Source organism: Rossellomorea oryzaecorticis (assembly GCF_045897515.1).
Lineage (GTDB): Bacteria > Bacillota > Bacilli > Bacillales > Bacillaceae_B > Rossellomorea > Rossellomorea enclensis.
Genome location: NZ_JBJOSA010000002.1, coordinates 314,830 through 336,352 on the forward strand (window position 1 = coordinate 314,830; position 21,523 = coordinate 336,352).

The window sequence follows — 21,523 nt, forward strand, 5'->3', positions numbered from 1 at the left end:
AGAAAAATGATGCAAGCTTCGATATCATTCAGCAGAACGTAGCAGACCCTTTACGTTCCTTTACAGGATAAAATTGGTTGTACTTAAAAAAAGGTATCAAGTATAATGAATTTGACTGATTATAGATCGGGGAAGCACAGCATAGGAGGACACAAATTGTGAGTAAGACAAAAAATGAGGCTATCCGCATAATCCCATTAGGCGGAGTAGGTGAAATCGGCAAGAATATGTACGTAGTGGAAGTGGACCATGAAATCTTCATCATCGATGCGGGACTGATGTTCCCTGAGAATGAAATGCTGGGAATCGATATCGTCATTCCCGATATCCAGTACTTGATTGAAAATAAGGATCGCGTGAAAGGAATTTTCCTGACACATGGCCATGAAGACAGCATCGGTGCAATATCATATGTATTAAGTAAAATAAAAGCACCGGTATATGGGACGAAATTGACGAATGCATTGGTCAAATCAAGATTAAAGGACGCCAAGATGCCAGAAGATGTGAAATTCTTCACGGTCCATACTGACAGTCTGTTGAACTTTGATGGCGTACAGGTTTCTTTCTTTAGAACCACCCACAGCATCCCTGACTCGGTTGGAGTGTGTATACATACATCTGAAGGTGCCATTGTACATACAGGAGAATTTAAGTTCGACCAGTCCGCGAAACACCTATACAGACCGGACCTGGGGAAAATGGCGGCAATCGGGGACAGTGGTGTATTATGTCTGCTATCGGATAGTACGGAGGCGGAAAGGCCTGGTTATACCACATCTGAGGGGGTCATCGCCAATCAGCTGACTGAGACATTCCGTACAGCAAAGGGCAGGATCATCGTCGCATGCTTTGCATCAAACTTGATCCGCCTCCAGCAGGTCTTTGATGCAGCAGAGCAAAACAACCGTAAAGTGGCTGTGGTAGGCAAAAGCTTGAAGCGGGTATATGATGTTGCATTGAAGCTGGGATACCTTCACATTCGTGAGGGAATTATGATTTCGCTCGATGAAATCGAAGAATACCCTAATGATGAAATCGTCATAGTTGCTACAGGTAACCAGGGTGAGCCATTTGAAGCATTGCAGCGGATGGCTAAGAAATCCCACCGGCTTGTCAATATCACATCCGGCGATACTGTACTTATCACAGCGACACCATCTCCAGGGATGGAAGTGATTGTCGGACGGACAATCAACATGTTATACAAAGCCGGTGCAGATGTGCTTACAGCAAACAAGAAAGTCCATGTTTCCGGACATGGCAGCCAAGAGGATTTAAAATTCATGCTTAATATCATGAAACCGAAGCATTTTGTACCGATTCAAGGGGAATATAAAATGCTTGTCGCACACTCTCAGCTTGCTCATGATATTGGGCTGCCATATAAAAAGATTTTCATCCTGGATAAAGGTGATGTTCTTGAGTATAAAGATGGCAAAATGAAAATGAGCGGCAGGGTGCAGGCAGGCAATGTACTCATTGATGGAAGCGGAGTCGGGGATGTTGGAAATATCGTCCTCCGCGATCGAAAACTTCTTTCCGAAGACGGTGTTTTCACTGTGGTGGTGACCATCAACCGCAAGACGAAAGCAATTGTAGCTGGACCTGAGATTATTTCTCGGGGATTTGTATACGTAAGGGAATCGGAGGAACTGATTGAAGGTGCCTCGGGCATCGTCACCGACGTCGTCCAGACATATCTTCAAAAAGGCTCTTTCGAATGGTCCGCTATCAAGCAGGACATCCGGGACCAGCTCAATTACTTCCTATTCAACAAAACAAGAAGGCGCCCAATGATCCTTCCTATCATCATGGAAGTATGATTTATATAAAATGCGAAAAAGCTGTCCGCTTAGTATCAAACGGACAGCTTTTTTATTTATGACTGTATTCAATATCGGGAGTACCACGTTAGCTAGTATGAAATGGCGCTCTTATAAAAATAATAACAACAGAAGGAATTGAAAAAGGAGATGTCATTATGAACGAAAATCAGTTGAACATGAACGAAGAGCAGCCGGCACAGCCGAATAAAACTGACGATGATGGAAAAGGCAAGCCATCAGGTTTGATGGAAAAAATTCAGCAGCTGGGCCAAACGAATGTACCCCAGCTTTCTCAGGATTCCAATATTCACTGTTTAACGATTGTAGGACAGATAGAAGGTCATATGCAGCTGCCTCCGCAAAATAAAACGACGAAATATGAACATGTGATTCCTCAGTTAGTGGCGATTGAGCAAAACCCGAAAATAGAAGGTCTGGTGGTCATTCTTAATACTGTAGGAGGAGATGTAGAAGCTGGCCTGGCCATATCTGAAATGATTGCGTCTTTATCTAAACCTACAGTATCCGTTGTACTGGGCGGCGGGCACAGCATAGGGGTTCCGATTGCTGTATCCTGTGATTTTTCATACATTGCGAGTACCGCAACCATGACCATCCACCCAGTGAGGCTGACCGGTCTTGTCATCGGGGTTCCCCAGACGTTTGAGTATCTTGATAAAATGCAGGAGCGTGTCGTCAGCTTTGTGACCAAACACAGTAATATTTCAGACGAAGCATTCAAGGATCTCATGTTTGCAAAAGGGAACCTCACAAGGGATATCGGGACAAACGTCGTAGGGGATGATGCCGTAGAATATGGGTTGATTGACGGAATCGGGGGCATTGGTTCAGCCATCCGGAAAATCAATGAATTAATAGAAATCAAAAAACAAAGTGATGAAAAAGAAGGATTGATCCAATGATTCTATATACAACCGTCCCTTATGAGCAGGTATATCCAACAGATGCAGCGGATTTCAGCGGACAGATGATGGTTGAACACCAGGGAGTCCCTGTGCTTGTTCAAAAAGTAGAAGATAAATACCGGGTCATCAGGGTGATGAGCAGTGACCCTGCTCATTATATGAACAGCTCAATATGTCCGGGGGAATTTATCACGAATTAAGAAAGAGGATTTTCTGTAAATATTGGATATGCTATAATAAAGTTGAATCTGTGATGTAAACTTATATCCATTTATTGAGAAGGGTCTGACACCTTAGGCACATGATTTGCCCCAAGTGATCGGCCCTTTCTTCAATTACATAACAACAGAGAATTTAAAGAATTTAGGTGAAACATATTGGCAAAACGAAAAAAACGGAAGAAACGCACTTCAAAAACTGATTCTCTGAAAAAAACGATCAAATACGAGATTACCGGGCTGGCATTGATAGCCTTAAGTTTGATCTCCATTATTGAGCTTGGGGCCGTTGGGAAGGCATTCGTCTATTTCTTTCGATTTTTCCTGGGTGAATGGTATATGGCCGCATTATTATTAGTACTCTACATTGCAGGCTTTCTAATGATAAAAAGAGAGATTCCGCTACTGTTCAGCCGGCGATTACTCGGACTTTATATCATTGTCGCCAGCTTTTTACTATTAAGTCATGTGAAATTATTTGATCTCCTTTCCAATGACGGGATGTTTGAGAATCCGAGCGTCATTATGAATACATGGGATTTGTACTGGATGGATGTAAACGGAGAAACCAGCACAACAGATCTTGGCGGTGGAATGATCGGGAGTATCTTATTTGCTGTCTCGTATTTCCTATTCGATTCTCAGGGGGCAAGGATCGTCAGTGCCACATTCATCTTGATTGGTATCATCCTCGTGACGGGCAAGTCACTGGGAGAAGTATTAGGGAAGGCAGGGTCGAGCTTTCGTGAATTCTTAAGCGGTCAATGGGCAGCTTTCAAGACTGATATGAGCGAATGGAAAGAGTCCAAAGATCATAAAAAGGCGGAGAAGAAACAAAACAAACAAAAAGAAGACAACGATTCGAAAAAGCAAGAAGCACCGGTTCCCCCGGCTAACCTTGAAGAAGAGGAGAAAATCGAACCGATCATTTCCAATTTTGCAGAAAGGGCATATGGCGGAATGCCTTCAGAGAAGGAGAAAGAAGACCAATCCGAAAAGGCCAAGGAAGCCCAGCCGCAGAACAGCAATGAGGAAGAAACAGATTCTGCACCGCCGATCACGTTCACCGAAGTGGAAAATAAAGATTACAAACTTCCTTCTTTGACGCTTTTAAAAAGTCCAAAGCAAACGGATCAAAGCAATGAGTATCAGTTGATCCATGCAAATGCTGCAAAGCTTGAGAGAACGTTTCAAAGCTTCGGTGTAAAAGCGAAGGTGACCCAGGTTCATCTGGGCCCGGCCGTCACTAAATATGAAGTCCATCCGGATGTAGGTGTTAAAGTCAGCAGAATCGTGAACCTGAGTGATGACCTTGCGCTGGCACTGGCAGCTAAAGATATCCGGATAGAAGCACCGATACCAGGTAAGTCAGCGATCGGGATAGAAGTTCCTAATTCTGAAGTTGCCATGGTTTCCCTGCGGGAAGTGCTGGAGTCTAAACAGCATCATAAACCGGAATCAAAACTGCAGATAGGTCTTGGCAGGGACATTACAGGGGAAGCTGTGCTGGCAGAGCTCAATAAAATGCCTCACTTGCTTGTAGCGGGAGCAACGGGCAGTGGTAAAAGTGTCTGCATCAACGGAATCATAACCAGCATTTTAATGCGGGCTAAGCCTCATGAAGTGAAGTTGATGATGATCGATCCGAAAATGGTGGAATTGAATGTTTACAACGGGGTTCCGCATCTTCTGGCACCAGTGGTAACGGACGCCAAGAAAGCTTCACAGGCACTGAAAAAAGTGGTCAGTGAAATGGAACGGCGTTATGAATTGTTTTCTCATACAGGAACTAGGAATATAGAAGGCTATAATGACTATGTAAAAAGGCAGAATCTGGAGAATGAAGAGAAACAGCCGCTGCTGCCGTATATTGTTGTAATTGTGGATGAATTGGCAGATTTGATGATGGTCGCTTCGAATGATGTAGAGGATGCCATCACCCGTCTCGCCCAAATGGCGCGTGCTGCGGGAATCCATTTAATCATCGCAACTCAAAGACCATCCGTTGATGTCATTACGGGTGTTATCAAAGCGAATATCCCTTCACGGATTGCTTTTGCGGTATCTTCCCAGACAGATTCCAGGACCATACTCGACTCAGGGGGAGCAGAAAAGTTACTCGGCAGGGGAGATATGCTGTTCATGCCTGTAGGTGCTTCCAAGCCGACAAGGGTACAGGGTGCCTTCCTGTCGGATGAGGAAGTGGAAGATATTGTCGATTTCGTGATTTCCCAGCAAAGAGCTCAATATCAGGAAGAAATGATTCCTGATGATATACCTGAGGATTCTGGAAGCGGTGAAGCGGAAGATGAGTTGTATAATGATGCCGTACAATTGATTGCGGAAATGCAAACAGCCTCCGTGTCGATGCTGCAGCGCAGGTTCAGGATCGGATATACGCGTGCTGCACGCCTAATAGACGAAATGGAAGTAAGAGGGGTAGTCGGCCCTTACGAAGGAAGCAAACCTCGGACCGTGCTTGTGGGCAAACCATCTGAAGAACAAAATGCATAAGAGTTTAAGAAAAGTGAAGCTTACCTTGATTTAAGGAGGCTTCACTTTTTTTATGAGGATGTGCTGCACTCGCATATAATAGTCCTTCGGTTAAGAAAGAACCAGGAATTTCTGATAAAATCCTTAAAAATATCAGGTATTCACTCTCATCTTCTAGGTTATCCACTAATGTGATATACTATTAAAAGCGTTTTCAAAATCAAGTTGAATATTTCAGTAATATTAATAAAAGTAAGAATCAAGATTGTTTGTGTAATAATATGCAATATATTTAATGTTTTTAAGACATAACCACGCTTTTTAACCTATTTTTTACCAAAAAAATTTTCAGAATTGCCTTATTGGTCTTTTTTTTCGACAAAATCACATAATGCTATTTATTTATTAAAAGAAAAGTGTTATAGTATTTTCGATTAGTAGGAAAGATATACATCAGAGGTCTGATGTCTTGAGAAAATTTGGTGGTGGTTCCAGTGACAATAAAAACAGATAATAGACATTTATACTTACAAGTTATTGACCGTTTGAAAAAGGATATTGATGCAGGAGTTTATAAAGAAAAAGAAAAACTCCCTTCAGAATTTGATCTTTCCAAACAGCTGGGAGTTTCAAGAGCTACCCTCAGGGAAGCTTTGAGAATCCTTGAAGAAGAAAGTGTCATTATCCGCCGGCATGGTGTGGGCACCTTTGTAAACGCTAAACCTTTGTTCACTTCAGGAATCGAGCAATTGAACAGCGTTTCCAATATGATCATACAGGCAGGAATGGAGCCGGGAACCATTTTCTTAAGCTCAACGACTCAAGAAGCTACTGAGGATGATGCGAAAAGGTTTCAAAGTGACGAAGCGGAGGATATGATTCTGGTTGAACGAGTTCGAACAGCTAACGGTGAACCCGTGGTTTACTGCGTGGACAAAATTCCGGAGAGGATACTCACAAGGAATTTCACCCATGAAGATAATTCTATCTTTTCCGTTCTTGAGAATAGGGAGAATAGAAGAATCACTCATGCAGTCGCCCAGATCGAACCGATGGGATACCACGATAAGATTTCACCGATTCTGAATTGCGAGCCCGAAACGGCATTACTCGTTCTCAAACAAATGCATTTTGATGAAAACGACGAGCCGATTCTGTACTCAGTAAACTATTTCAGATCAGACAAATTCAGTTTCCATGTATTGAGAAAGCGAGTTTAGTAAACTGTCTTTCTACTAATTCATTACAACAAATTTTGGGGGGTACTCTAGGTGAAAAAGCGTAAATTCGGTTTAGCGCTGTCTTTTGTTCTTGCAGCAGGTACGATTTTGGGTGCATGTGGTTCAAGTGACAAAGAAGAAGGTGCATCTAGTGGTGATGGCAAGAGTAAAGAAGATCAGTTTACAGTAGCAATGGTTACGGATGTTGGTGGAGTAGATGATAAATCTTTCAACCAATCAGCTTGGGAAGGCTTAAAGGCATTCGGTGAAGAACACGGAATGGAAAAAGGCAAGAGCGGTTACGATTACCTTCAATCTCAATCTGATGCAGACTATGCTACAAACTTAAACACATTAGCTCGTCAAGATTTTGACTTAGTATACGGAATCGGCTTCCTTATGGAAGGTGCAATCAATGATATCGCACAACAGCAAAAAGATGCACACTTTGCTATCGTTGATGCTGTAGTCGATCAGCCTAACGTTGCAAGCATTACCTTCAAAGAGCAGGAAGGTTCTTTCCTTGCAGGTGTTGTTGCAGGTTTAGCGACTAAAACAAATAAAATCGGATTCATCGGCGGTATGGAAATCCCTGTTATCGAACGTTTCCATTCTGGTTTCCTTGCAGGTGTCAAAGCGGTTAATCCTGATGCAGAAGTAGTATCTGATTATGCTGGTGCATTCGACAAAGCAGAACTTGGTCAAACGATCGCTTCAAAAATGTACTCACAAAACGCTGACGTTGTATTCCATGCAGCGGGCGGAACAGGTAATGGTCTTTTCAAAGAAGCACGTGACTTGAAAGAGAAAGATCCTTCACGTGAAATCTGGGCAATCGGTGTTGACTCCGACCAAACTGCTGAAGGTAAAGTAGGAGATCATAATATCGTATTGACTTCTTCACTGAAGCGTGTTGATAACGCTGTACAAGACCTTTCCAACAAAGCTAAAGAAGGAAACTTCCCTGGTGGAGAAGTGATTTCTTATGGCCTTAACGAAGATGGTGTAGGTCTTGCAGAACTTAATGATGAACTTTCAAACAAAGATGAAGTTATGGCAAAAGTAGACGAGTGGAAAGAGAAAATCGCTAACGGAGATATCAAAGTACCTGAATCTCTGAAAGACGCTGAAGCTTTCTCCGCAGAATAATCGTCATCTGACAACAGGGATAAGCGGGCCATGGTATGCCGGTCTCTTATCCCTTTTTCTTTAAAGAAAACTGGATATATAGTACTAACCGCCGGTTGTGGATTGGTATTATTTTACTAAAAGAAGGTTTGTGATTTTAAAACTTTAATTGAAGTATAGAACTCATATCTTCTATCTTTCATTTAGAGTTTTAACAGGGGAAACCCTTTTTTCTGGCGGACCAAGGTCTGACCTCTAACTACTAAACTATCTATCCCCAGCCTACGCAAGGAGTGAAAGCAATGGATTATGTAATCGAGATGTTGAACATCCGAAAGGAATTCCCGGGCATCGTGGCAAATGACAATATCACCCTTCAGTTAAAACAAGGTGAAATTCATGCGCTTCTTGGTGAAAATGGTGCAGGTAAGTCAACGTTAATGAACGTCTTATTTGGACTTTATCAGCCGGAGCAAGGTGAGATCCGCGTGAAGGGTAACAAAGTAAACATCACAAACCCTAACATAGCAAATGACCTCGGTATAGGAATGGTCCATCAGCATTTTATGCTTGTTGATACATTTACCGTAACTGAGAATATCATCCTCGGCAGGGAACCGAAATCAGGGGCATCCGTAGACATTAAAAAAGCTGAAAAAGATATCTTGGATATTTCCGAGAGGTATGGGCTTAAGGTCGATCCTAATGCTAAAATATCTGAAATTTCAGTAGGTATGCAGCAGCGTGTGGAAATTCTTAAGACTCTTTACCGTGGTGCGGATATCCTGATCTTTGATGAACCTACCGCCGTCCTGACCCCGCAGGAAATTAAAGAACTTATCCAGATTATGAAAACCCTTATCAAAGAAGGCAAATCAATCATTCTCATCACACATAAGCTCAAAGAGATTATGGAGGTGTGTGATAATGTAACCGTTATCAGAAAAGGGAAGGGAATCGGAACAGTAAAAGTGTCGGAAACAAATCCGAATGATTTGGCGAGTCTGATGGTCGGTCGAGAAGTTACGTTCAAGACAGATAAAACAGAAGCAGTCCCTGAAGGTAAAGTCTTGGAAATTTCTAATCTTAACGTAAAAGACAACCGCAATGTACCTGTGGTGAAGGGGCTGAATCTTGAGGTGAAAGCAGGAGAAATCCTCGGTATTGCCGGTGTTGATGGAAACGGTCAAACAGAGCTTATTGAAGCGATCACCGGACTTCATAAAGCAGAGAGCGGCTCCATCAAACTGAATGGAAAAGAAATTTTGAACATGAAACCACGTAAGATTTTTGAAACCGGAGTGGGCCATATTCCTCAGGACCGCCACAAACACGGTTTGGTATTGGATTTCCCGATAGGGGAAAATATGGTCCTTCAGACTTATTATAAAAAGCCATACTCCAATAAAGGAATCTTAAATTATAAAAAGATTTATGATCAAGCCAGAAAGCTCATCACGGAATTTGATGTAAGAACTCCGACTGAATTTACACTTGCGCGGGCACTTTCCGGCGGTAATCAGCAAAAAGCCATCATCGGCCGTGAAATCGACCGGGATCCGGACTTGCTGATTGCAGCTCAGCCGACCAGGGGGCTGGATGTCGGTGCAATCGAATTTATCCACAAACGGCTGATCGAACAAAGAGACAACGGGAAAGCTGTATTGCTGCTTTCATTTGAACTGGATGAAATCATGAACGTAAGTGATCGGATAGCGGTCATTTATGAAGGACAAATCGTTGCGATTGTCAATCCAAAAGAAACGACTGAACAAGAACTCGGTCTGTTAATGGCGGGTTCTAAAGGAAAGGGAACGGGGGAAAACACAAATGTCTAATCGATTAACAAATATATTAATCCCGGTCATTTCTGTCCTTTTAGGTATCATTGTTGGAACCATTATCATGCTAGTGAGCGGGTACGATCCTGTTGCCGGGTATTCTGCTTTATGGCAGGGGATATTTGGCGAGGTCTACTATGTAGGTGAAACAATCAGACAGGTGACTCCATATATTTTAGCCGGACTGGCAGTAGCATTTGCATTCAGGACAGGGCTTTTCAACATTGGGGTAGAGGGTCAGCTTATTGTCGGCTGGCTCGCAGCTGTCTGGGTGGGGGTTGCGTTTGACGACCTGCCTAAATACATTCATTTGCCTATGGCCGTCATTGCTGCGGCACTGGCAGGGGCTATCTGGGGCTTCATCCCGGGGTTGCTGAAAGCAAAGTACCGGGTGCACGAAGTCATCGTCACAATCATGATGAACTATATCGCTCTTCATGTAACAAACTCGATTATCCGTGATGTTTTGACTGAACGTAAGGATCGTACGGATTATATTGCCGACTCTGCCTCCTTATCATCACCATTTTTCGAGAGTCTTACAGATTACTCCAGATTACACTGGGGAATTTTCATTGCACTCGCCTGCGTATTCATCATGTGGTTCTTGCTTGAGAAGACTACACGCGGTTATGAACTTCGATCTGTCGGGTTCAACCAGCATGCATCTCAATATGCAGGTATGAATGTCAACGGGAACATCATTTTATCAATGGTCATTTCCGGTGCCTTCGCGGGTCTTGCCGGCGCGATGGAAGGACTCGGAACATTTGGATACGCGTCTATCAAAGGCGGCTTCACAGGTGTAGGGTTTGACGGAATCGCAGTTGCCTTACTCGGAGGAAATGTTGCGATCGGAGTTGTGTTTGCAGCCCTCTTGTTCGGTGGACTCAAAGTAGGGGCTTTGAATATGCCTCTGGAAGCAGGTATTCCAAATGAACTTGTAGACATCATTATCGCTCTTATCATTTTCTTTGTTGCTTCAGGCTACATGATCAGATACTTAATTCAACGATTCAGTAAAAAGGGGGTGAAATAAGTGGGCTTCATGGATGTCTTATTAATACTAGTCCCATCTACATTATTATGGGCTTCGCCACTTATTTTCACTGCTTTAGGCGGAGCGTTTTCCGAACGATCCGGTATTGTCAACATCGGACTTGAAGGATTGATGGTAATCGGCGCTTTTTCAAGCATCGTCTTTAATCTGGCTTTTGCGGATACTTTCGGGGCCGCGACACCATGGGTGGCTCTTCTGGTGGCAATGGTCATGGGGGGATTACTCGCTGTCCTGCACGCAGTAGCTTCCATCACATTCAGGGCCGATCAAGTTGTATCCGGTGTGGCAATCAACTTGCTTGCAATCGGTTTGACGCTGTTCCTGGTTAAACGTATTTATGGTAAAGGCCAAACAGATATTATTTCTGAAGGATTCGGTAAAGTGGATATCCCGCTGCTCAACAAAATCCCGGTCATCGGCGACATCTTCTTCTCGAATACGTATTGGCCCCCGTTTGTCGCAATATTAGTTTCAGTGATTGTATGGTATGTCATGTTCAAAACGCCATTCGGCCTTCGCCTTCGCTCAGTCGGTGAACATCCTATGGCCGCTGATACAATGGGGATCAACGTTACGAAGATGCGCTATATCGGCGTTATCATCTCTGGTGCATTTGCAGGTGTCGGGGGCGGGGTATATGCCCAGTCCATATCATCTGATTTCAGTCATGCGACCATCAGCGGGCAGGGTTTCATGGCTCTTGCCGCTTTGATCTTCGGTAAATGGCATCCGCTTGGCGCAATGGGTGCAGCTTTATTCTTCGGTTTCGCCCAAAGCTTGAGCATCATCGGAAGCAGTATACCGTTATTCGAGAATATTCCAAGCGTATATCTACTGATCGCTCCATACGTACTGACGATCCTTGCACTTACAGGATTCATCGGCCGCGCCGATGCACCTAAAGCGTTAGGTACACCGTATGTAAAGGGAAGTCGTTAATAATTGAAAAGAGGCTGGAACATAAGTGTTTTAGTCTAAGAAAGACCCGAACTAATTTGCCTTCTAGGAAGCAATTTAGTTCGGGTTTTTAGTTTCGTTTAAATGTACAATCAGATATTAGCTCTAACCACCGGTTGATTGAAGTGCAAGACGAAGACTCCTATTGGAAAAGCGGAAGGGCTTTGCTCAGAGGCGTGTGGCATAAGATGAATCGGCTTAGAAGGCGTTCTTTGCCTTCTTGGCCGGTTTGCCTTATGACATGTGCATCTAAGCCCTGCAGCTGGACAGCGTGCCCCCCCCATGAATAAGAAAAGGAGGCTCACAACCACCCGCGGAAGAGGAGTTTTACACGGGAATCAATAGCGGTGAAGCATGGAATCAAATGAAGATGAGAGTGAAAAAACTCTTCTATATTAGGTTTGCATATCCCTCTACACATAATGTTACTAACAGAAATCGCTAGTTAATTCCTAATCGGCATATATGAAGATCTATTCTGAACAAATACTTTCCAACATATAATGATAGAAGTTGCATGTGTCGATTTTTCCAGCAGAGGAAGATGCTTGAATTCTTTCTATCACAACATGTATAGTTAAACTAAAATACCGCACAATAATGGTGTTTATTACTTTTTTAGTTCAACGTATAAAATGCAAGTATGGACAAGGAGGACGGTACCATGACGGACATTAATGAAGTCGTTAAGAAAAAACAGGGCTATACACTACATATCGTCAAAACCGATAAGTATAAAACTAACAACCTTGTGATGAAAATGAAAGCTCCATTAGATCAGGAAACTGTCACGCTTCGCGGACTTCTTCCGCATGTCATGCAAAGCAGCACAAAGACATACCCGAATACAACAAAGCTCCGTACTTATTTAGATGAATTATACGGTGCCAGCTTTTTTACGGACCTCGGTAAAAAAGGGGAATATCATGTCATCAGTTTCTCGGTGGAAATTGCAAACGAGAAATTTCTAAAGGATTCAGAACCGCTTCTTGAAAAAGGTCTGGAATTCATGTCAGATGTATTGATGAATCCTAATGTAGAGAACGGGCAATTCGACGAGGATACGGTCAAGAAAGAGAAGAGGAATCAGAAAGTAAGGATACAGGCAGTATACGACGATAAAATGCGATATGCCAATTCAAGGCTCGTAGAAGAAATGTGTAAGGAAGAGCGTTTCGCTCTGCACGTAAATGGAACGCTTGATCACGTCGATCCAATCACTCCAAGCGAATTATATGACTATTACAAAAAAGTGATCAGTGAAGATCAAATCGATCTCTACGTCATAGGTGATGTCGATGTGGACCAGGTTGAACGTTTATGTGACGGTCTGTTTTCCTTGTCAGCGAGAGAAGCAGTCAATGTTGATACTTCCGAAGTGAAGCGTAAATCAAAGGAAAATGTAGTAAAAGAAAAGCAGGATGTCAAACAAGGTAAATTGAATATGGGATACCGTACGAACACCCAGTACGGAGATAAGGACTATTATGCACTTCAGGTATTCAACGGCATTTTCGGCGGATTCTCCCATTCAAAACTATTTATAAATGTGAGGGAAAAGGCAAGTCTTGCCTACTATGCAGCAAGCCGTCTTGAAAGCCATAAAGGTCTTATGATGGTCATGTCAGGAATAGAATTTAAAAACTATGATCAAGCAGTAGGCATCATAAATGAGCAGCTTGAGGCCATGAAAAATGGTGACTTTACAGACAGTGAGATTGAACAGACCAAAGCCGTCATAAAAAATCAAATGCTTGAAACGGTGGATACTTCAAGGGGGCTGATCGAAGTCCTCTATCATAATGCTGTATCCGGGAAGCAAATCGATCTCAGGACCTGGCTTGAAGAAGTCGAAAAAACGAGCAAAGAAGAAATCATTGCCGCAGCTAATAAAGTAGAGCTGGACACAATTTACTTCTTAACAGGAATGGAGGAGTAATAATGAAGAAAATTTCCTTCGATCAGATTCAAGAAAATCTTTATTATGAGAAGATGTCCAACGGGTTGGATGTGTATATTCTTCCTAAGAAAGGTTTCAATAAAACATATGCTACTTTTACAACAAAATACGGAAGCATCGATAACAACTTTGTTCCATTGAATGAAGATGAATTCGTGAAAGTGCCGGATGGTATCGCTCACTTCCTCGAACACAAGCTGTTTGAAAAAGAAGATGGGGATGTATTCCAACAGTTCAGCCGCCAAGGGGCTTCTGCCAACGCATTCACTTCTTTTACAAGGACGGCGTATCTATTTTCCAGCACGGATAATGTAGAAAGAAATCTTGAAACTCTGGTTGATTTTGTCCAGGATCCGTACTTTACCGAAAAGACAGTTGAAAAGGAAAAGGGCATCATCGGACAGGAAATTACGATGTATGACGATAATCCTGATTGGCGCCTGTACTTCGGTGTCATTCAGAACATGTACAAAAATCATCCTGTCAAGATCGATATCGCCGGCACCATCGAGTCGATTACTCCGATTACCAAGGATATGCTGTATCAGTGTTACAATACGTTTTATCACCCGAGCAATATGCTTCTCTTTGTCGTGGGTCCTGTCGATCCAGAACAGATCATGAACCAAGTCCGCGCTAATCAGGATAAGAAGCCATATGAGAAAATGTCTGAGATCAAGCGTCGATTCGAGGATGAACCTGGAGAAGTTGCAGAAAAGAAACAGGTTCTCGAAATGAATGTTCAGTCCCCTAAATGCCTGGTAGGGTTGAAGGCCCCTGAACCTACTCAGCAAGGAAAAGAGATGCTGAAACAGGAATTGTCAATGAATGTCTTATTAGATCTATTGTTCGGAAAGAGTTCGACTCATTATTTTGATCTATACAATGAGGGACTTATAGATGAGACATTCCATTATGATTATACACAGGAGAATGGTTTCGGATTTGCGACTGTCGGCGGCGATACCGAAAAACCTGACTTACTTGCTGAGAAACTGCAGGAACTTTTGTTAAAAGCGAAAGAAGGCTCCTTATATACAGAAGAAGGACTTGAGAGGACGAAAAAGAAAAAAATCGGTTCATTCCTGCGTGCGGTGAATTCACCTGAATTTATTGCCAACCAATTTACAAGGTACGCATTCAATGAAATGGATTTATTCGATGTAGTGCCAACCTTGGAATCCTTGACCTATGATGATATTCAGAATGTCGCTGACAAAATCATCAGTGAAGAGCGATTCACTGTGTGTCAAGTTGTTCCTAAATCATAAAGAAAATGGAACTGCCCTTTAAGCAGGGGCGGTTCTTCATTATGTTTGGGGGAGAATGAATGAAATATGCTTTGATAACCGGGGCATCAGGCGGTATAGGCAGAAGCACCGCCATATCTCTTGCAGAAAAAGGATGGAACTTATATCTTCATTATCATACCGGCCGAAATAAAATCATTGATTTGATGAATGAAATTAAGGAGCTTGGTGTCGAGGCAATACCGATTCAAGCAGATTTGACTGAGCCAAGCGAGGTGAAGAAGGTCATTGACTCCATCTTCCAGCTTGATGCGATTGTCTACTCAAGCGGTGTTGCAGGCTGGGGGCTTTTTCAAGATCAGAAGGAATCAGAAATGGACCGCATGATCAATATCCATATAAAAAGTCCGATGCTGCTTGTGCAGGGGCTGCTTACGAAACTAATGAAGAGCAGGGGCAATATTGTGATTGTCAGCTCTATCTGGGGGCAAATCGGCGGGTCTTGCGAAGTCGTCTATTCTGCGGTCAAAGGCGCTCAGCTGTCCTTTGTAAAAGCACTGGCCAAGGAAACGGCTTTAAATGGGGTCAGGGTCAATGCGGTTGCTCCCGGAGCTGTAGAGACAAATATGATGGGTTCATTTTCAAGCGGGGAAATCCAGCAGGTCAGTGAAGAAATTCCGATGGGCAGACTTGCATCCAGCACCGAAATTGCTTCTTCCATCACGTTTCTTTTATCAGATGATTCTTCTTACATAACCGGCCAGACACTCGCCGTAAATGGCGGGTGGCATACTTAATATTTTTTCAGGACGCGCATATTTTTCTCATCATGATACAAACTAACATTGTATTTCAAATATGAGGAGGTTCATTGCCATGTCTGTATTAGATAACTGGTCAGATTGGAAAAACTTTTTAGGTGACCGCCTGAATCAAGCTCAGCATACCGGAATGGAAAATGAGACGGTAGGTGATTTGGCTTATCAAATCGGGGACTACCTGGCTAAACAGGTTGAACCTAAAAATGATCAGGAAAAAGTATTGGCCGATTTATGGTCGGTCGCTTCTCCTGAAGAGCAGCATGCGATTGCAAACATGATGGTCAAGCTGGTTAACAACAACGGTACTCGTTAAGGAGAGGGAATTTTCCTCTCCTTTTCTTATGCACCCATTTCGTTTTGCAGATATTGTCTGCAAAGTTTTTTCAGGCAGAATCATCCTAAAGAACTGTTTATCTCTGTATTATGCAGAAATTGTATGAATTCTATAGGTTTTCCTTTTCTATTAGGTGAAAATCCTTTATTATAAAAGCTAGATGTTTCAAGTGATAGTATCGAAATATCCCCGATCTTGTCGGATAATGTTGTCTCATATAATTTCAGGAGGGAACCAATGGAGCGAAAAGAGTGGTATTTAGAGTATGAAATACAAAAAAATCGTCCCGGCCTCTTAGGTGATATCTCCTCATTGTTAGGGATGCTTTCCATAAATATTGTAACAATCAATGGTGTCGACGAAGGCAGGAGGGGAATGCTTCTTCTTGCCAACAATGAAGAGCAGATAACCCGCCTGGAATCGATTTTGCAGACAATGGATACGATTAATGTGACGAAATTAAGGGAACCTAAACTTAGGGACAGACTCGCTGTCAGGCATGGACGCTACATACAGCGTGATGCAGATGATAAAAAGACATTCAGATTTGTTCGTGATGAACTGGGCCTGCTTGTGGATTTCATGGCAGAACTTTTCAAACAGGAAGGGCATAAGCTTGTAGGGATCAGGGGCATGCCGCGAGTCGGTAAAACTGAGTCCGTAGTGGCTTCGAGTGTATGTGCCAATAAAAAATGGCTGTTTGTTTCGTCCACTTTATTGAAGCAGACAATCAGAAGCAAGCTGATTGAAGATGAATATTCCTCTGACAATCTATTCATTATAGATGGCATCGTTTCAACCAGGCGTGCCAGCGAAAAGCACTGGCAGCTGGTAAGGGAAATCATGCGTCTTCCGGCTGTTAAAGTCATCGAGCACCCTGATGTATTTGTTCAAAATTCAGAATACTCACTGGATGATTTTGATTATATCATTGAACTCAGAAACACCCCTGAAGAAGAGATTACATATGAATTAGCCCAACAAAATAACCTTTTCCAAAATTCGGATTTTGGAGGTTTTGATTTTTAAAATGGGAAGGTGTTAACTAGTGACGGAATTAGGAAAACGTCTTAAAGAAGCTCGTGAAGCAAAAGACTTCAGCCTTGACGACTTACAGAGAGTAACGAAGATACAGAAGCGTTATCTAATTGGAATTGAAGAAGGCTCCTACGACATGATGCCGGGTAAATTCTATGTCCGGGCTTTTATCAAGCAATATTGTGAAGCAGTGGGGCTCCAGCCGGAAGTCATTTTTGAAGAATATAAAGAAGAAATTCCCGCAGCGTATGATGATGAAATTCCTGTCTCTCTTTCTCGTGTTCAGACGAGGAAAGGAGTTTCAGCGGGTTCCTCCAAAGCCTTGGATGTCATCCCGAAAATTTTGATTGCTGTATTTGTCATTGCAGTATTGGTTGCCGTATGGGTATTTGTTCAAACAAAGGTAGCTGACAATGCAAGCAATGCAGATACCTCGAACAAAGAACCCGTAGCCGTGGATCAGAAGGATTTGCCTGATGAAGAACCTGCGGATGGTAAAGATACTGAGCAGAAGGATTCAGCAGAAAAAGATGATAATAAGGACGGGGAAGAAAAAGATAATAATGAAGAAGTGAAAAAGGAACAATCCCTGGAGGCTGTCAAAACCGAGGGGACAGTAACGACCTATGAATTAAAGGATGCTGATCAGTTTAAACTTGAGCTGGCAGCTAAAGGTGACGCATGGGTCGCCGTGTATAACTCAAAAGATGAAGTGTTATTCCAAGGGATGCTGTATAAAGATGATAAAAAGGATTTCGACTTTACAGATGATCAGCAGGCCTACCTTGTTCTGGGTAATGCAGCCAACACTGATATCAATGTAAATGGGAAAGTGCTGGAGTATAAGATACCAACTGAAACGGTTCGACAAGATATAGTGATCCAGTATAATCCTGCGGAATCCCAGTAATAATTATGGAGGAGCAATGAAATTTATGTGCCATCCATAGTCATTATCTTTGTTTCTAAGTATTGGAGGTAGAAAGGTGAATTTACCTAATAAGATTACAATTTCAAGGATCTTTTTGATCCCATTATTCTTAATCATCATGCTTGCACCCCTTAACTGGGGAGAGATGGTTTTCCTCGGTGCTGAAATGCCGGTGAAACATTTTGTCGGTGCATTGATTTTTATCATCGCATCGACTACTGACTGGATAGACGGATATTATGCGAGAAAGTATAACATGGTAACCAACCTCGGAAAGTTTTTAGATCCTTTGGCGGACAAGCTGCTTGTATCTGCAGCACTGATTGTGCTTGTCGAACTTGGACTTGCTCCTTCCTGGATCGTCATCATCATCATCAGCCGTGAATTCGCAGTGACCGGTCTTCGACTCGTTCTTGCAGGTGAAGGTGAAGTGGTGGCAGCAGGACAGTTGGGGAAAATTAAGACGTGGGCACAGATCATCGCGATCTCCGCACTATTGCTTCATAATGCCATCTTTGAATTGATCAACCTGCCATTTGCGACCATCGCATTATGGATTGCCATGTTCTTTACGATCTGGTCCGGCTGGGATTACTTCAAACATAATAAGAAGGCATTTATCAATTCTAAGTGATTTCTTAAGCCGGAAGCTGGACGAATGTCCATTCCCGCTATAATCTATAAGAGATGATTCATTCATGAATCATCTCTTTCTTTTATAAGAAAGACTCTACTTAAGGGGGAAATCTTAGTGAATGCTGAAATCATAGCAGTGGGCTCAGAATTATTATTAGGACAGATTGCCAATACAAATGCTCAATACATATCCGAACAGCTTGCTGAAGCAGGTGTGGACGTTTATTATCATACAAGCGTCGGAGACAATCCTGTCCGTTTGTCGCAGGCGGTTAAAGTTGCACAGGGAAGGGCAGATCTGCTTATTTTCACAGGCGGGCTGGGACCTACTAAAGATGATCTGACTAAAGAAACGATTGCCAAAGCACTTGGTACAGGACTTTCCATGGATGGAGAAGCTTTGGAGTCGATTAAAGCTTACTTTCAGAAAACAAAGCGTCAAATGACGCCTAACAATGAAAAGCAGGCTCTCATCCTTGAAGGCTCTGCGTCACTGAAAAACGAGAACGGAATGGCACCGGGTATGTTCCTGAAAAAAGACGACATATCATATATGCTGCTCCCGGGACCGCCGTCAGAAATGCGTCCCATGTTCAGCAAGTATGGAATCCCTGCCATTTTAGGTACGTTAAAAAGGAAAGAAATCATATATTCACGGGTCCTCCGTTTCTTTGGAATCGGTGAAGCTCAGCTGGAGACGGATTTGGAAGAGCTGATAGATACGCAGACGAATCCAACCATCGCACCGCTCGCAGGAGATGGAGAAGTCACCCTTAGGCTCACAGCCAAACACGAGTCAAAAAGTGTGGCAGCTGAACTACTGGATGGGGTGGAAGAGAAGATATTAAATGTGGTCGGGGACTATTTCTACGGATACGACCAAGACTCACTTGTAGAAGTGGGGATGAAGTTATTAAAAGACAAAGGCTTGACACTTTCATGTGCGGAAAGCCTTACAGGCGGACTCTTTCAATCTGAAATCACCACGCTCCCTGGAGCTTCGGCTGTTTTAAAGGGAGGGGTCGTCTGTTACCAGGATGAAATCAAAAAGAAAGTACTTTCTGTCAGGGAAGACACACTGAAACAGCATTCGGCGGTAAGTGAGCAGTGTGCGCTCGAACTGGCTGGAAATGTGCGCACTCTCTTTGCATCTGATATCGGGATCAGTTTTACGGGAGTGGCGGGCCCGGACGATCTCGATGGTAAAAAGGCTGGCACTGTGTGGATCGGTCTTGCGGTTAAAGACAGGCCGGCCAAAGCGTTCCTTCTAAATCTTGCTGGAGGCAGGAATGGCAATCGGAAGCGGACGGCGAAGTACGGGTGGCATTATTTGTTGAAAGAATTGACATGAACCGATTAAAAACTGTTCGCGGATTAACCGTCGGACAGTTTTTTAATTGTGGCTGTCAGGTGAAAAAAACCGAATGGATGTTCGACTTTTTTCTTGTTTTCTTCTATTACATGGTTTATAGTATAGATAGGTTGGATTTGAGACAAGCTTATAAGTTGTCTTTATAATCTATTTTCAAAGGAGGAAATATAGTGAGCGATCGTAAAGCAGCCTTAGATATGGCTTTGAAACAAATAGAGAAACAGTTTGGAAAAGGCTCTGTCATGAAGCTTGGGGAAAAAACTGACAGAAATATCGTAACCGTTCCAAGCGGATCACTTGCCCTTGACGCGGCTCTTGGAGTCGGCGGGTATCCACGCGGAAGAATTATTGAGGTGTATGGACCGGAATCCTCAGGTAAAACAACCGTGGCACTCCATGCAATTGCAGAAGTACAGGCACAGGGCGGACAGGCAGCATTCATTGATGCCGAGCACGCACTTGATCCTGTATACGCACAGAAGCTTGGGGTAAACATAGACGAACTACTGCTCTCCCAGCCTGATACTGGTGAGCAGGCATTGGAAATCGCTGAAGCACTGGTGCGAAGCGGTGCAGTAGATGCCATCGTGATTGACTCTGTAGCAGCACTTGTACCTAAAGCGGAAATCGAAGGGGAAATGGGAGATTCGCACGTCGGTCTTCAAGCCCGCTTAATGTCTCAAGCACTTCGTAAGCTATCTGGTGCAATCAACAAATCGAAGACCATCGCGATCTTCATCAACCAGATTCGTGAAAAGGTAGGAGTCATGTTTGGAAATCCCGAGACGACTCCTGGTGGACGCGCGTTGAAGTTCTATTCTTCCGTAAGATTGGAAGTACGTCGTGCAGAAACCCTGAAACAAGGCAATGAAATGGTTGGTAACAAAACTAAAATCAAAGTCGTGAAAAATAAAGTCGCTCCTCCTTTCCGTGTTGCGGAAGTGGATATCATGTACGGACAAGGTATCTCTAAAGAAGGGGAAATCGTCGATCTTGGATCAGAGCTGGATATCGTTCAGAAAAGCGGTGCCTGGTACTCATATAACGAAGAACGCCTTGGACAGGGCCGTGAAAACGCAAAAATCTTCTTGAAAGAGAACCCCGAAATCCGCAATGAAATCATGTTGAAAATCCGTGACCATTACGGATTGGATACAGGAGCTGCGGACACTGAAGATCAAGGCGAACTCAGTCTATTGGAAGATTAAGAGTGAGTGAAGAGGCTGGAACAAGAGTGATTTAGTTTCAGAAAAACCCGAACTGATTTGCGAACTAGCAGGCAAATCAGTTCGGGTTTTTAGTTTGAATTTACAAGTTAGGTGCGGGCTCTTTGCAGCGGTTGATTTTCCGTGCAAGACTCCCACGGAAAGCGAGTCTTGCACGGAAATCAATGGCGTTGTTTAGAGCCTAAACCAATGAGTTCGACTTTAGACGCAGTTTAGTTTTGTCCCTGTCTTTTGAGACTACGTTTAAAAAGAACAACAGTATTTAACGTAATAATGTTATGTA

General features: G+C 43.1%; 18 protein-coding genes. All 18 read left to right on the forward strand.

The window, feature by feature from the left end:
- The first annotated feature begins 158 nt into the window (after window positions 1–158).
- The 18 genes from ACKA06_RS03720 (at window position 159) to recA (ending at window position 21,222) form a co-directional block, all read left to right on the forward strand.
- Window positions 159–1,826 carry a ribonuclease J gene (locus tag ACKA06_RS03720; protein WP_058298439.1) on the forward strand — a complete coding sequence of 556 codons (1,668 nt, stop codon included), beginning with the start codon at window positions 159–161 and terminating at the stop codon, window positions 1,824–1,826.
- Between the two features lie 179 nt (window positions 1,827–2,005).
- A complete protein-coding gene (locus ACKA06_RS03725) occupies window positions 2,006–2,752 on the forward strand; it encodes a ClpP family protease (protein ID WP_032088825.1) in 747 nt (248 codons plus the stop codon).
- Entirely contained in the window at window positions 2,749–2,955 is a 207-nt protein-coding gene (locus ACKA06_RS03730; protein ID WP_032088779.1) for a YlzJ-like family protein, read from the forward strand. The genes ACKA06_RS03725 and ACKA06_RS03730 overlap by 4 nt, the downstream gene beginning before the upstream one ends.
- A gap of 177 nt (window positions 2,956–3,132) precedes the next feature.
- A complete protein-coding gene (locus ACKA06_RS03735) occupies window positions 3,133–5,487 on the forward strand; it encodes a DNA translocase FtsK (RefSeq protein WP_032088778.1) in 2,355 nt (784 codons plus the stop codon).
- A gap of 473 nt (window positions 5,488–5,960) precedes the next feature.
- Window positions 5,961–6,686 carry a GntR family transcriptional regulator gene (locus tag ACKA06_RS03740; RefSeq protein WP_032088777.1) on the forward strand — a complete coding sequence of 242 codons (726 nt, stop codon included), beginning with the start codon at window positions 5,961–5,963 and terminating at the stop codon, window positions 6,684–6,686.
- A gap of 51 nt (window positions 6,687–6,737) precedes the next feature.
- Window positions 6,738–7,835 carry a BMP family lipoprotein gene (locus ACKA06_RS03745; RefSeq protein ID WP_032088776.1) on the forward strand — a complete coding sequence of 366 codons (1,098 nt, stop codon included), beginning with the start codon at window positions 6,738–6,740 and terminating at the stop codon, window positions 7,833–7,835.
- Window positions 7,836–8,116: 281 nt separating this feature from the next.
- A complete protein-coding gene (locus ACKA06_RS03750) occupies window positions 8,117–9,652 on the forward strand; it encodes an ABC transporter ATP-binding protein (protein WP_411159014.1) in 1,536 nt (511 codons plus the stop codon).
- Complete coding sequence (locus ACKA06_RS03755) at window positions 9,645–10,694, forward strand: ABC transporter permease (RefSeq protein ID WP_032088774.1); 1,050 nt, start codon at window positions 9,645–9,647, stop codon at window positions 10,692–10,694. The genes ACKA06_RS03750 and ACKA06_RS03755 overlap by 8 nt, the downstream gene beginning before the upstream one ends.
- Complete coding sequence (locus ACKA06_RS03760) at window positions 10,695–11,654, forward strand: ABC transporter permease (RefSeq protein ID WP_058298442.1); 960 nt, start codon at window positions 10,695–10,697, stop codon at window positions 11,652–11,654.
- Window positions 11,655–12,336: 682 nt separating this feature from the next.
- Complete coding sequence (yfmF, locus tag ACKA06_RS03765; protein WP_032088772.1) at window positions 12,337–13,611, forward strand: EF-P 5-aminopentanol modification-associated protein YfmF; 1,275 nt, start codon at window positions 12,337–12,339, stop codon at window positions 13,609–13,611.
- A 2-nt stretch (window positions 13,612–13,613) separates the two neighbouring features.
- Window positions 13,614–14,903 carry an EF-P 5-aminopentanol modification-associated protein YfmH gene (gene yfmH / locus ACKA06_RS03770; RefSeq protein WP_411159015.1) on the forward strand — a complete coding sequence of 430 codons (1,290 nt, stop codon included), beginning with the start codon at window positions 13,614–13,616 and terminating at the stop codon, window positions 14,901–14,903.
- A 59-nt stretch (window positions 14,904–14,962) separates the two neighbouring features.
- A complete protein-coding gene (gene ymfI, locus ACKA06_RS03775) occupies window positions 14,963–15,679 on the forward strand; it encodes an elongation factor P 5-aminopentanone reductase (RefSeq protein WP_058298445.1) in 717 nt (238 codons plus the stop codon).
- Window positions 15,680–15,758: 79 nt separating this feature from the next.
- Window positions 15,759–16,016, forward strand: coding sequence for a DUF3243 domain-containing protein (locus ACKA06_RS03780; RefSeq protein WP_032088769.1), 258 nt, complete (start codon window positions 15,759–15,761; stop codon window positions 16,014–16,016).
- Between the two features lie 258 nt (window positions 16,017–16,274).
- A complete protein-coding gene (locus ACKA06_RS03785) occupies window positions 16,275–17,066 on the forward strand; it encodes a DUF3388 domain-containing protein (RefSeq protein ID WP_032088768.1) in 792 nt (263 codons plus the stop codon).
- Between the two features lie 19 nt (window positions 17,067–17,085).
- Window positions 17,086–17,985 (forward strand): helix-turn-helix domain-containing protein, encoded by a 900-nt coding sequence (locus ACKA06_RS03790; protein ID WP_198257748.1) that lies wholly within the window; start codon window positions 17,086–17,088, stop codon window positions 17,983–17,985.
- A 76-nt stretch (window positions 17,986–18,061) separates the two neighbouring features.
- Window positions 18,062–18,640 carry a CDP-diacylglycerol--glycerol-3-phosphate 3-phosphatidyltransferase gene (gene pgsA, locus ACKA06_RS03795; RefSeq protein ID WP_198257747.1) on the forward strand — a complete coding sequence of 193 codons (579 nt, stop codon included), beginning with the start codon at window positions 18,062–18,064 and terminating at the stop codon, window positions 18,638–18,640.
- Between the two features lie 117 nt (window positions 18,641–18,757).
- On the forward strand, window positions 18,758–19,993 hold the full coding sequence (locus ACKA06_RS03800; protein ID WP_198257746.1) for a competence/damage-inducible protein A: 1,236 nt from the start codon (window positions 18,758–18,760) through the stop codon (window positions 19,991–19,993).
- A gap of 191 nt (window positions 19,994–20,184) precedes the next feature.
- Window positions 20,185–21,222 (forward strand): recombinase RecA, encoded by a 1,038-nt coding sequence (gene recA, locus ACKA06_RS03805; RefSeq protein ID WP_032088764.1) that lies wholly within the window; start codon window positions 20,185–20,187, stop codon window positions 21,220–21,222.
- The last annotated feature ends 301 nt before the right edge of the window (window positions 21,223–21,523 follow it).